This is a genomic window from Floridaenema aerugineum BLCC-F46 (assembly GCF_041929345.1).
GTDB lineage: Bacteria > Cyanobacteriota > Cyanobacteriia > Cyanobacteriales > Aerosakkonemataceae > Floridanema > Floridanema aerugineum.
Window position 1 is genome coordinate 14,121 of the sequence record NZ_JBHFNQ010000112.1, and the last position, 12,818, is coordinate 26,938.

Annotated in this window: 10 protein-coding genes; 6 read left to right on the forward strand and 4 right to left on the reverse strand. The window is 41.1% G+C overall.

The genetic code is table 11. The features are described 5' to 3' along the window. Positions 1-201: 201 nt before the first annotated feature. From ACE1CC_RS14835 to ACE1CC_RS14850, 4 genes are all read right to left on the reverse strand, one after another. Positions 202-1,041, reverse strand: a complete 840-nt coding sequence (locus ACE1CC_RS14835) for a GGDEF domain-containing protein (protein ID WP_413271207.1) — start codon at positions 1,039-1,041, stop codon at positions 202-204. Between the two features lie 128 nt (positions 1,042-1,169). Beyond that, entirely contained in the window at positions 1,170-2,414 is a 1,245-nt protein-coding gene (locus ACE1CC_RS14840; protein ID WP_413271208.1) for an HhoA/HhoB/HtrA family serine endopeptidase, read from the reverse strand. Positions 2,415-2,683: 269 nt separating this feature from the next. Next, on the reverse strand, positions 2,684-3,535 hold the full coding sequence (locus ACE1CC_RS14845) for a prephenate/arogenate dehydrogenase (RefSeq protein ID WP_413271209.1): 852 nt from the start codon (positions 3,533-3,535) through the stop codon (positions 2,684-2,686). An 11-nt stretch (positions 3,536-3,546) separates the two neighbouring features. Next, positions 3,547-5,388, reverse strand: a complete 1,842-nt coding sequence (locus ACE1CC_RS14850; protein WP_413271210.1) for an APC family permease — start codon at positions 5,386-5,388, stop codon at positions 3,547-3,549. Between the two features lie 340 nt (positions 5,389-5,728). Here ACE1CC_RS14850 and ACE1CC_RS14855 point away from each other — a divergent pair, with 340 nt between their 5' ends. The 6 genes from ACE1CC_RS14855 to petD all read left to right on the forward strand — a co-directional run bounded on the left by ACE1CC_RS14855 (position 5,729) and on the right by petD (position 12,794). Continuing rightward, complete coding sequence (locus ACE1CC_RS14855) at positions 5,729-7,279, forward strand: pentapeptide repeat-containing protein (RefSeq protein WP_413271211.1); 1,551 nt, start codon at positions 5,729-5,731, stop codon at positions 7,277-7,279. A gap of 116 nt (positions 7,280-7,395) precedes the next feature. Continuing rightward, positions 7,396-8,952, forward strand: a complete 1,557-nt coding sequence (locus tag ACE1CC_RS14860; RefSeq protein WP_413271212.1) for a pentapeptide repeat-containing protein — start codon at positions 7,396-7,398, stop codon at positions 8,950-8,952. A gap of 68 nt (positions 8,953-9,020) precedes the next feature. After that, positions 9,021-9,623: a DUF1517 domain-containing protein gene (locus ACE1CC_RS14865; protein ID WP_413271213.1), complete on the forward strand. Its 603-nt coding sequence runs from the start codon at positions 9,021-9,023 to the stop codon at positions 9,621-9,623. A 91-nt stretch (positions 9,624-9,714) separates the two neighbouring features. Next, a complete protein-coding gene (locus tag ACE1CC_RS14870) occupies positions 9,715-10,629 on the forward strand; it encodes a hypothetical protein (protein WP_413271214.1) in 915 nt (304 codons plus the stop codon). A 956-nt stretch (positions 10,630-11,585) separates the two neighbouring features. Further along, a complete protein-coding gene (gene petB / locus ACE1CC_RS14875; protein ID WP_413271215.1) occupies positions 11,586-12,254 on the forward strand; it encodes a cytochrome b6 in 669 nt (222 codons plus the stop codon). Positions 12,255-12,311: 57 nt separating this feature from the next. Beyond that, positions 12,312-12,794 (forward strand): cytochrome b6-f complex subunit IV, encoded by a 483-nt coding sequence (gene petD / locus ACE1CC_RS14880; protein ID WP_193985524.1) that lies wholly within the window; start codon positions 12,312-12,314, stop codon positions 12,792-12,794. Positions 12,795-12,818: the final 24 nt, after the last annotated feature.

Below are 12,818 nucleotides of genomic sequence, written 5' to 3' on the forward strand. Positions count from 1 at the left end.
ACCTGATCACGAGGTAATTAATTCTGGCGCTCGGCATTTTTTTGATTTACTATTCAGTATGCCAACAACATTTTTAGCAATAATTTCCGTTGCTCTTCTCGGCTTATTTGGGATGCTAGCAATTTCCCTCCTATTTCCCAACTCTTAAATCTCATCAGTTCGTAGTAACGACTTCAGTCGTTACTTGACTCAATAATTGATTCAAATTTCCGTAATATGCTCAGTGGTATTTTTACCTTTATTCTTAATAACATACATTAAATAATCAGCCTTTTCGATAATTTCATCAACGGTTTCTGGACAATTAATATAAGTAATAGCACCGACACTAAAAGTTACAGGCCAAAGATTTGTTTCCATAACTTCTAAAAGTACATTGCGGACTCTATTAATAACTATTTGAGCAGGTTCATAAGCTAAACCGGGCAAGAAAATAATAAATTCATCCCCACCAATTCGAGCCACAATATCAGTCTCGCGCACGGTATTTTTGATAGTGTGTGCTACTACTTGTAAAACCCGATCGCCAACTTTATAACCACCGTAATCATTAAGATTTTTAAAATTATCTAAATCGATATAAGTTACTGTAAAAGGATGACCATAACGCCGCGACTTCTTCAACTCCATGCTAGCCAACTCGACAAATAATTTTCGGTTAGCCACGCCAGTTCTTTCATCAGTTCTGGCTAATTTGCTTTCTCTTTTCCGGGCGTTATGTAATTCCGCAAGCAGATAGTTTACTGTCAAATAGAAGGCTAACCGGATCAAAGCATTCCAATAAGGGAGATAATTTTGTAAGGTAATTTCGCTTTTTAATTGATGAATTGAAAACCAAACTGTAGCGCAAGCAAAAGATATTAATATCCCAAATTTTTCACTGACAAACCAACTAACTAAAGCCACAGGAATCAAAAAAAATATTGAAGCAATATCAGGTGAGACTAGGTAATCAATAACCCCGATCGCAATTACGAGTAAAATACTTAACCCGATTAAAAAAGATCTCGATCTGTTTTCCAGATATCTGAATAGGTACACCACAAATTCCCTGAAAGCGTTAATAGTTAGAATGGCTTCCTCCTTAATCATACAAAAGGGATAGGCGAAACACCTATCCCAAGAAACAAATTTACGTTAGTTTACTTGTTTGTGTTCTCTGGCTTTCTTTACTCTTCTTGTTGCTGTTGCTGTCTATTAGGCAAAGCACCAGGTTGCACAACTAAATCAACATTCTGCCCATTGCGACGCACTTCCATTGGCAAACGAGCACCAACACTGCTGGCATCTACAGCCTGTTGTACAGAGTTAGAATCTTTCACCGATTGATTGTTGATTTTGCTGATAATATCACCAGAACGTAATCCGGCTCTTTGGGCTGGGGAATTTGGCGCGACTTGGACAATTAACACACCATCGTCTTCATTGACGTTCAAATTGAGTTCAGGATCGCTGTTAATATTTTGCTTAATCTCAGGACTCAGGTCTACCATCTGAATACCCAAGTAAGGATGTTGCACCTTACCGTCAGAAATTAGCTTGTTAGCAATATTTTTCGCGGTGTTGACTGGAATGGCAAAACCAATACCTTGAGCACCTTGAATGATAGCTGTGTTGATGCCAATTACTTCACCAGCAGCGTTTAACAGTGGACCACCGGAATTTCCAGGGTTAATGGCTGCGTCTGTTTGGACGAACCTAACTCTTTGATCGGGAACGCCAACTTGACGACTGCTGCGACCTGTGGCGCTGACAATTCCTGTAGTCACGGTATTATCTAAACCAAGGGGGTTGCCGATCGCGATCGCCCATTCTCCCGGTCTTAAACTATCAGAATTTCCCAGCTTCACTGTCGGCAAATTTTGAGCATCAACTTTGATCACTGCTACATCAGTTACCGAGTCTGCACCCAACACTTTACCTGTTAAAGCGCGACCATCTTTCAGGGTAACTCTCACGGTATCACTACCGGAAACAACGTGGGCGTTAGTCAAAATATGACCGTTAGAATTGATGATAAACCCAGAACCAGTTTCGCTGACTTGGCGCGATCGGGGATAATTTGGCATTTGGCGACCACCGAAAAATTCCCCAAAAAACGGATCTTCCTGCATCCCTCTCGGCATTCTCGTGCTAACACTTCTGGAAGAATCAATTCTCACTACTGCTGGCCCGACGTTCTGCACTACACTAGTGACAAAATTGCTATCAGAATTAAATGGTAATTGGGCTACGATGTTCGAGGTAACTGATTTATCAGTAGCACGGGAGGGCAGATTACTTTGTGATAATAAATTGCTACCTGCCAAGCTAATTCCAGATCCTAATAGCACTAATGACAAATAAGTGAATACCCTGGGCATAGCAAATTTCTTAGTTCCTTGATTGTTAGGTTTTGTATCTTTAATTTCCATTTTTTCTCATTCTCCTGAAACTTCAACTCTGATCTTTTCTATGGTGGGATGGCAATAGTTCTTAATCTCGGAAGTAGTGACCTCTGATCCGGAGACACTCCATAAGACTTATCTTTAGTAGTAGTAGACTGTTTTGCTTACGTTTTTGATTTTAGATATTCTGTGTGACACTTTGATTACAGCTGTGTGTCAATTGAATGGCAATTCTTTTGCTTAAATAATTTAGAGGCTGCAAAGCTTTTTTGACCTGCCTTGGAGCCTTTCTTCGCTCAAAGATCCTTGGATGCTAAGAATTCGGGTCTAGCTTGCTGCGTTTTTTGGAGTATATCCGCTAAAGAACTCCAATTTCCTTGTTGGATGTAGGTAATTAATTGGTCGAGAGTTTGGCGATAGGAAAGGAGCGATCGCAACAACTGCTCTTGATTATAGGTTGCCATCAACACTCCCAATTCCGGATTTCCGCCACCTACCCGACTTGTATCCCGAAACCCAGAACTAGCTAAGTTTTGTGCTAATTCTAATACATTCTTCTCGCTTTCACTCAGGCAAGCACTGATTAAACTAGCGCTAATCATTACTGGTAAATGGGAAATCCAAGCCACTGCTTTGTCATGTTCTTCGGGACGACAAAGGTAAAATTTAGCTTGGAGCGATCGCACAATTTCTCCGACTATTTTTACTGATTCAGGAGTAGTATTTTCTACCGGAGTTAATACGTAAGGTTTGCCCACAAACAAATTAGATTGCGCCGCCTCTATCCCACTTTCCGCAGTTCCCGCCATTGGATGTCCGCCGATAAAATTCGGCCAAATTTTGGCTGCATCTGCCACAATTGGAGATTTAACTGAACCCACATCAGTTACAATTGTTTGTGGTGAAAGATGGGGAATTAATTGTTCAATTGTGGGAATAATTAAATCTAAAGGCGTGCAAATAAACACCACATCTGCGGCGGCTAAAAGTGACAGATTTACGCTAGCATCATCAACAATGCCTCGATCGATCGCAGTTTGGCAAGTTGACTCGCGCCGACTGACACCCAAAACTTGATAACCAAGCGATCGCAAATCCAACGCCAAAGAACCACCAATTAAACCTAACCCAACAATTCCAATATTCATCTCTAATCTAATTACAAAAAATATCGCACCGTAGTTACTACTCTACCTTTTTTTGCTCTTAAAGCCAACTTCAGAAATAAAGTTGTTTGGTTATGTAATAAATTTTCCCACCAATTTCGCGTTACAAAAGCGGGAATAATTACCGTTGATAAAAGACCCTGGTGTTTGTTTTCAAATTCATCGACAAACTGAACGATTGGAGAAATCACGGAACGATAAGGAGAATCTAGAATTACTAAGGGAATATCTGCTTCCAAAGTTTGCCATCTTTCCTGCAATTTTGCTCGATTGGTAGAACCAATATCCACATGAATGGCGACAATTTCATCTGCGATACTCCGGGCATAATTTAACGCTTCAATTGTACCTTGATGCAGTTGACCGACAATTACTACTGTAGGATGAGCGATCGTGTTTCCTTTAGGACGGCGAATAAAATAATTGCTAGGTGCAAATCCTTGAATACTTAATCTGTCAGCGACAAATTGATAGTGATTGTGAATATTGATAAAGAGAATTACCACTAAAGGAATTGCCACCACAACTAACCAAGCGCCCAGAAAAAACTTAGTTGATACTATTACTCCCAAAACTAATGTAGTAGCTAATGCGCCCAAGCTATTCATTAAAGCACTTGCTTTCCATCCCGATGTTTTTTCTTTAAACCAATGGCGTACCATTCCCGCTTGGGAAAGAGTAAAAGAAGTAAACACACCCACCGCATATAAAGGAATCACAGCGTTGACTTGTCCCCGGAAAACAATAATTACAATTGCGGCAAAGATACTGAGAAAAATTATCCCATTGGAGTAGACTAAGCGATCGCCCAACAAAGCCAACTGTCGGGGTAAAAATCCATCCCGTGCCAAAAAGTAACATAATCTCGGAAAATCAGCAAAACTCGTATTTGCCGCTAAAAGTAAAATTAATAAAGTAGCAATTTGAATAAAGTAATAAAAGGGATTATGATATCCTAAAATCTCCCTACCTAATAAAGAGATAATTGTTTGTCCTGACTCCGGGGCAATGTGATAAGCATTAGTTAATAGCGTAATTCCCAAGAACATAATTAAGAGAATTTCGCCCATATATAATAATGTCGTCCGAGCATTTTTCCATTCCGGTGGTTTAAAAGCTAACACACCATCGGAAATTGCTTCTACTCCGGTTAAAGCTGTACAACCTGCCGCAAAAGCTCGCAAAACAAAAAACAAACTAAGTGATTCTTTTGCGGGAATAACCGGATAACTTTGGGGAATATGACCAGTTAATTTTTGATAAAACCCGATAATCAGCAGGATAAAAATACAGACGACAAATGTATAGGTAGGAATCATAAAAATCCGACCTGATTCGCGCACTCCCCGCAAATTCGCTACCATGATCAAAAATACAAAAATCAAACACAGTTCAACTGTAAAATTTTGCAAAGCGGGGATTGCAGAAGTTAAAGCCGCAGTTCCCGCAGAAACGCTCACTGCCACTGTGAGGATATAATCAATCATTAAGGAAGCAGCTGCAACTAATCCCGGATACAAACCCAGGTTCTCACGAGCCACAATATAAGAGCCACCGCCTTTGGGGTAAGCGCGGATAGTCTGACGATAGGACATGACTACAATCACCAGTAGGATAACTATTCCAGAGGCGATCGGCAAAGACCAACCCAGTGCCCCACTACCCGCAGCCACTAAAACCAGTAAAATCTCTTCAGTAGCATAAGCAACCGACGAGAGAGCATCTGAAGAAAGTACTGCTAACGCAGCGGCTTTACTTAATCGTTCTTCCGCGTGAGCGCTAGTTGGTAAAGATTCACCCAATATGAATTCTTTTAGTTGAGCGTAGAAAGCCATATCCAGTCCATATATATAATGAATGGTTCCAGCTTACAGGAAATCATAGCTGACGATAGACTCCTGGTTAAGAATTGACAGATGAACACAAAAGATGCTTTCCTAGCTTCTCCCCTAATAGAGAAACTAGAAGTATAAAAAACTTCTATATTTTAAGGAGAAATTATCTTCATCGATTCCCCAGAACAGGAAATAGGTGCAAAATGTAGTGACATATCAGTTTAGCGTCTAATCCGGGGTCTAAAATGCCAATATTAATCCGCAGTTCCCTAATTTTGCTATTGGCAAAACCCAACACAAATTTTTACCCCTTAAATTTGGGTGTTTCTAAGGTAGTCTTATGGAAGTAGAAGAATTTTTAAATAAATATTCCCAAGGAGTCCGGGATTTCACGGGTATTAACTTAACGGAAGCGAACCTTAGTGGAATTAACTTGAGTGGAGCAAATTTGAGCGAAGCGAATTTGAGTATATCGAATCTCAGTGGAGCCAACCTCAGCAAAGTTAATTTTTACCAAGCAAAACTGAATGTAGCCAGACTCAGTGGCGCAAATCTTAGCCAAGCAAATTTATCTGGGGCAATTCTGAATGTAGCTAATTTAGCGAGGGCTGACTTGCGGGAAGCGGATTTATTTCAAGCAGCAATGATTCGCACTGAATTAATTCGGGCGGAACTGAGTAGCGCTAATTTGACTGAAGCAAACCTTACCGGAGCAGATTTAGGAGAAGCTAGGTTAAGATTAGCTAATTTGAGAGGGGCAAATTTAAGTGAAGCAAATTTGCGAGGAACTAGTTTAACTGGAGCTAATTTACAACAAGCAAATTTACATGGTGCGGAATTAAGCCGAGCGGATTTAAGCGGTACAGATTTACGTGGAGCAGAACTCAGACAAGCGAATTTAGGCATGGCGAATTTGACCGGGGCAGATTTGCGGGGAGCGAATTTAAGATGGGCGGATTTAAGTGGGGTAAATTTACGGTGGGCGAATCTCAGCGAAGCCAAACTAAGCGGCGCAAATTTAAGCGGCGCGGATTTAAGTAATGCTAATTTAATGAATACTAGTTTGGTGCATACAGATTTATCTCAAGCTAATTTAATTCAGGTAGATTGGATTGGTGCAGATTTAACTGGGGCAAATTTAACTGGGGCTAAACTCTATGCGGTGTCTCGATTTGGGATTAAAAGCGAAGGGATAAATTGTGAGTGGGTGGATTTGAGTCCAGAAGGAGATCGATCGCAAATTTATCGTTTAAATGCCGAAGAAGCTAGCAAATTTTTTCATCAAACATCCCCCACAATTCGGATTACTGTTGATGCCTCTTTAGATCAGGAAGCTAACTTCAATTTAGCCGCAACTTATTATCAAATTGCCAAAGAATACTCTAGCTTTGCCCGTCCAGCTAATATTGAAGTTGGCGAAAGAAAAACTACCATTATCTTAAGAATTGATAGCGATGAACAGCTATTTGTTAGTGCTTATTTAGCTGTTTGTCCGTTTGAAAATGGTAAAAATATTCAAGAAAATCTTATTTTAATATTGCGATTAATCCAGAAACAAGCCGGGGATTATTTGCTACTGGAATCCGAGAGAATTGAATTAGAAAAAATTAATAATCACATCAATCAAACCATTGAAAGTATCAATAAAATAAATCCGAGAAATTACTTAAGTAAAAACCTCAGTCAAATTGAATTTTTTAAAGCTCCTACACAAATTACCCTGACTAACTCTAGCGAACAAGCTTTAAATATTTATCAAGATTTGAACTTCGGGAAACGCTTTGTAATGAATAATGTGTGGGAAACCTTACCAGATAAAATACCGGATACAAAATTAGTGCTACCACCGCTAAATTTAATTTTTGATTTCCTGAGAAATTCTTATCTCTAAATTCATAATCAAATTCGGAATTTTCTGTAATCCATAATTAAAATAAAAGTTAGGAGTATATAACTCCAATGATTCAGTTAATTCAATTGTCCCCAGTTTGATGGCAAGGTAGCCAGATGGAAATAGAAGAATTACTAAGCAGATACGCAAATGGAGAACGTAACTTTGCAGCAATTAATCTAAGTGAAGCGCAACTAAGCGGAGTCAACTTGAGTGGTGCAAACTTAAGTAAAGCAAACTTAAGTATCGCCAATCTCAGTCGGGCAAATTTGAGTAGAACAGATCTAAGCTACGCTAAGTTGAATGTGGCTAGGCTCAGTGGAGCAGATTTATCTCAAGCTAACTTGAATCATGCTATTCTCAACGTCTGCAATCTAATTTTGGCTAATTTAGGCGATGCAGAATTAGTAGAAGCCACCTTAATTAGAGCCGAATTAATTCGGGCTGAATTTAGTAGAGCGAATCTGACAGGTGCTAACCTCAATAATGCGAATCTTAGAGAAGCAAGACTGAGACAATCTAACTTGAGTCGTGCTAATTTGAGTTCTGCTGACTTGAGAGGTGCTTCTTTAATCGCCGCTAATTTAGAAGGAGCCAATCTGCAAGGTACAGATTTAAGTAGAGCCGATTTAAGTAGTGCTAATGTGACAAACGCTGAATTTAAACAAGCAAATTTGAGTTTTTGTAACTTGAGTGGCGCAAATTTAAGTGGAACAAATTTGCGCTGGGTAGATTTGCGCGGAGCCAATTTGCGTTGGGCTGATTTAAGCGATGCTAAATTAAGTGGTGCTAACTTAACTGGAGCAGATTTAACTAATGCTAACTTATACAATGCTAGTTTGGTTCATGCTGATTTAAGAGAAGCAAGATTAATGTATGCTGATTGGACTGAAGCTAATTTATCTGGAGCAAATTTAACGGGAGCAAAACTGCATTCTGTATCTCGATTTGGGTTAAAAACGGAGGGGATAATTTGTGAGTGGTTAGATTTGAGTCCTGATGGCGATCGCACACAAATTCGTCGCCTCACTCCCGAAGACGTAAGAAAGTTTTTTCATCAAACATTACCCACAATTCAAATTATCATCGACGCTCCCCTAGACCATGAATCTCACATCGTTTTAGCCAATGCCTACCATAAAATAGCGCAAAAATATTCACCTTTATCCCAACCACCAACCATCAAAGTTGGTCATCGTCGCACCATGTTAACCTTTGCAATGGCAAACGACAATCAATTATTTTGTGCTGCATTCGCCGCTATATTGCCTTTTCTAGATAGTGAAGAAACTCAAAAAAATATTGTGCGTTATTTGCAAATGTTACTAGCTGATAATCCTAATATTTTGCAGGCAAAAGAGCAAAAAAGGATCAAAAAAACCTCTGAGGTTTTGATAGCAGATCTCAGCAAAAAATTTCAGATAAAATTAATGAAACCCGGTTTAAATATTCCCAAAAGATTGAAATTTTTTCAGGCTCCAACTCAAACAGTTTTATGCAATTCAAGCGATCAAACATTGCCAGTATATAATCATCCTAACTTTGGCAAACATTGGGCAAAATCCTCTAACATTGTCGATCCTGATGAATTTACTTCCGTTAAATCGGTAAAATACACTTTACCAGAAAGTAGTATACTATCAAATTTTGTGAAAAACTTTCCTCATAGCTAATAATGAAGTAATGGCAGAGGAAATAAATTAAAATAAGCTTAAAGGCACTGTAGTTGTGAAGTGAAGTGATGAGCAATATGCGCGATCGCATGAACAAAATGATGGGGCGCACCCGCTTTGTTGTCTGTCGGATTTTCATTCATTTAGCAGGTGATGAAGTCGCCCCCTTAATCGGCGTACTCAATCAAGTTGGTAGAGATGCTATTGATGCAGAAGGTGAAATTGATGTCTTAGGTGAAGGATTAGAAGAAATTTGCCTGGGTCTATTACGAAATGACATATATTGGCGATCGGCAGCCAATGAAGGAAACGTATTTTGGGACGAAGGCGAAGCAGGCGATGAAGTAAATTATTTATTTACTGACTCGGCTCAACGTTACAAAAGTGACTCAGACCCGGGTGAACAGGTAGGACAAACCGAACCATTATCAATCCCAGTCACTCGTAACTTAATTGTTATGATCACAGTAGCCTTTGAAGGTGAAGTACCTCAATTAGAAACAGATCTTGCCGAGATTAACGCTCTCAAAGCTGGTTTAAAAGCTCTGATTAATTTACATCATCAAAGGACTCTAAGAGCCATCCAAGTTCATTGGTCTCCAGCCAGATTAAGTGATGAACTAACCGACGATCAAATATTGGAAAATTATCCAGAACTCATCCCTCTATAGTTCTATATTTGAAAATCGTCAGCAAATTTTACTAAGCTCTTACTAAGCTCTAGAGAGTGATTAACCACAAATCGAAGTTCCTGAAAACAGCATGAATATCAATCGATCGACACTGCGTAAAATCACTGTACTCTTTCTCTCATTAACCTTGTGTTGGACAACCGTAGCTTGCGGCGGTGGAAACACAGTTTCCAACACCCCAGTAGGAAATCAGAGCGCCCCTGCTAGAACAGTTTCCAGCCGCATCAGTGCCGGAGAATACCCCGTACAACAGGCAAGATACAACGATGCCAACGGAGAATACAGCCTGATGTTGCTGAACACACCACCAGGAACACCCGCCAACTTCCGTACCACAGACTTACAAATGGCGCAACTCACACCAGAAGAAATTTCCGCTGGCAAAAAGAGTTACCTGAAAGTAGAAAACAACGGTCAAACATCCTTACATATTCCCGAAGACTTCAAAATTGAGTATATCCGCGCAGTCACCGAAACTCGGCCCGATCCGCAAACCGGACAACCCCAAACGGTAATAGTCCGTCAAGAAAGTGGTGGTTTCTGGGCACCATTTGCAGGTGCAGTAGCAGGTAACTTAGTGGGCAATATGTTGTTTGCGCCGAGATACTATGTACCACCAGTTTATCAACCTGGAATGTCTGTAATGACTGGATATGGTGGATATGGTAATACTTATAGCCAAGCTACCACTAGCTACCAACAACGGTATAACCAACCACCAGCGGCTGTGAGAAATCGCCCCGCTTATATCCGTACCACAGGTGCGCTGAGAAATTATCCTTCTTCGAGCGGTACATTCGATCGCCCAAGAAGCACCACCCCCGGACAAAGAGCCACAGGTTCCGGTTTCGGTTCCAGTACTCTGAGACAATCAGGTAGATCTGCTCCTAGTTCTGGTGGCACCTCCAGCTTCGGCAGCGGTGGGCGCTCTCGCAGCACCTCCGGCTTCGGTAGCCGCAGCGGTGGCTTTGGTAGAAGACGGTAGGTACTAGGGACTGGGGACTGGGAATTGGGATAGTTTTGAGTTTGTAGGGGCGGGTGAGAGCAGATAAGTGTATAGTCACAGCAGAAGAATTAACAGCTTTCACCCGCCCGTAAGAGTTTTCTTGCTCCCCACCTCCCCACCTCTCCATCTCCCCTACCTTGCCCAAATCCGCAGGGGAAATTATCTTGATAGAGCAATTCATCTCCCGTTACAGAGCAGTTTAACGGGAGATGAATTGCGACCCATTAACTCAGGTCTCGCTGTGCGAATCAATTTCAAAAGTAGGTAGTATGATTAGCGGGAAATCCGAGATTAGCCGTGAACTGCGAACTCGCCGAGCAAAAAGGCTAAGTTCACCAGTCCTTAACCAGGATTGCCCCAAATACCTTACTGCACTCTAACAAAGCTATGGCAAAGGTGGGAGAAAACAGAAATTCAATAAACTACCGTAGGGCATACGGGACGTTAAGCCTGTGGAGAGTGAGTAAGACTCGTTGGTACAAGGTACCAGAAAGCGTCGCTCAGTGAATCAGGAATCTCCTTTACATCCGTCAGGATTAACAGCGAGAGTGTCAAGAAAACCAATGTCCGACTATGTTACTTTTTTAATAGAAGTGAGAGCGTAGCAAAGCTCATCCTTTCCTAAAGGATCGAGAATAAAACTCAGATCTTGCACTCCTGGAGGTGGAACCTCCCAAATACTCATTCCCAGGTTGAACCTGGGAACGAAGAATGGAGGCTCTGCCTCAAGAGTGCAAGATCTGAGAATACAATGCTCAACTAAGCTAACAACCTGCATAAAATTAAAGATGGGCTGTATTTGCCTTACAGTTCTGAGAGGCAAATATTTTTATCCCTAAAGCAGACAAAGGTTGGCTTTTAAATCAACCCATCCTCAAAGCAGGAGATTGGGAAACGCGACATCAGCAATACATTAGATTAGGAACTCTTGCTTCATGTTTACTAAGCAGGTAAAAGACTCGGCAGTATATAACTGGTTCCAGGAACGCCTGGAAATCCAAGGACTTGAGGAAGATATAACCAGCAAGTATGTACCTCCCCACGTAAATATTTTTTATTGCTTGGGTGGGATTACCTTAGTTTGCTTTTTGATCCAGTTCGCCACTGGATTTGCTATGACCTTCTATTACAAGCCAACTGTTACCGAAGCATTTTCCTCGGTGCAGTACATCATGAATGAAGTCAACTTTGGTTGGTTAATTCGTTCCATCCACCGTTGGTCTGCCAGCATGATGGTGCTGATGATGATTCTGCACGTTTTCCGAGTTTATTTAACTGGTGGTTTCAAAAAGCCCCGGGAATTAACTTGGGTAACAGGCGTGGTTTTGGCTGTCACCACAGTTTCCTTTGGTGTAACTGGTTACTCCTTACCTTGGGATCAAATTGGTTATTGGGCGGTAAAAATCGTTAGTGGTGTACCCGAAGCGATTCCCGTAGTTGGTGTATTGATTGCTGACTTGTTACGTGGTGGTTCCAGTGTTGGTCAAGCCACTCTAACTCGTTATTACAGTGCTCATACTTTTGTGCTGCCTTGGGTGATAGCGGTATTTATGCTGCTACACTTCCTGATGATTCGCAAGCAAGGTATTTCTGGCCCCTTGTAAGATCGGAAGTTAACTGCTGTTTTTTCATATCTCGACAGAGGAGCACACTTTTTAAAGATGTCCGTACTTAAGAAACCGGATCTTAGCGATCCCGTATTACGCGCCAAATTAGCTAAAGGCATGGGTCACAACTATTACGGTGAACCAGCTTGGCCTAATGACTTGTTGTACACCTTCCCGATCGTAATTATGGGTACGATCGCATTGTGCATTGGTTTAGCAGTTCTCGACCCCGCTATGGTGGGCGAACCTGCCGATCCTTTTGCCACACCTTTGGAAATTCTGCCTGAGTGGTATTTGTGGCCTGTATTCCAAATTTTGCGTACAGTGCCTAACAAACTGCTGGGTGTATTGCTAATGAGTGCAGTACCCGCTGGTTTGATTTTGGTGCCTTTCATTGAAAGCGTCAACAAATTCCAAAATCCCTTCCGTCGTCCAGTAGCAACCGCAGTATTTTTATTTGGTACTTTGGTAACTCTGTGGCTAGGTATTGGGGCAATTTTCCCGATCGACAAATCTTTAACTCTCGGTTTGTTCTAAACTGAAGTAAGTGTTAATTGATGC

Bases quoted from the DNA above. Each gene is read 5' to 3' on its own strand.
- ACE1CC_RS14840 (WP_413271208.1), bottom strand. From the start codon at position 2,414: ATGGAAATTAAAGATACAAAACCTAACAATCAAGGAACTAAGAAATTT.
- ACE1CC_RS14845 (WP_413271209.1), bottom strand. From the start codon at position 3,535: ATGAATATTGGAATTGTTGGGTTAGGTTTAATTGGTGGTTCTTTGGCG.
- ACE1CC_RS14850 (WP_413271210.1), bottom strand. From the start codon at position 5,388: ATGGCTTTCTACGCTCAACTAAAAGAATTCATATTGGGTGAATCTTTA.
- ACE1CC_RS14855 (WP_413271211.1), top strand. From the start codon at position 5,729: ATGGAAGTAGAAGAATTTTTAAATAAATATTCCCAAGGAGTCCGGGAT.
- ACE1CC_RS14860 (WP_413271212.1), top strand. From the start codon at position 7,396: ATGGAAATAGAAGAATTACTAAGCAGATACGCAAATGGAGAACGTAAC.
- ACE1CC_RS14865 (WP_413271213.1), top strand. From the start codon at position 9,021: ATGAGCAATATGCGCGATCGCATGAACAAAATGATGGGGCGCACCCGC.
- ACE1CC_RS14870 (WP_413271214.1), top strand. From the start codon at position 9,715: ATGAATATCAATCGATCGACACTGCGTAAAATCACTGTACTCTTTCTC.
- petB (WP_413271215.1), top strand. From the start codon at position 11,586: ATGTTTACTAAGCAGGTAAAAGACTCGGCAGTATATAACTGGTTCCAG.
- petD (WP_193985524.1), top strand. From the start codon at position 12,312: ATGTCCGTACTTAAGAAACCGGATCTTAGCGATCCCGTATTACGCGCC.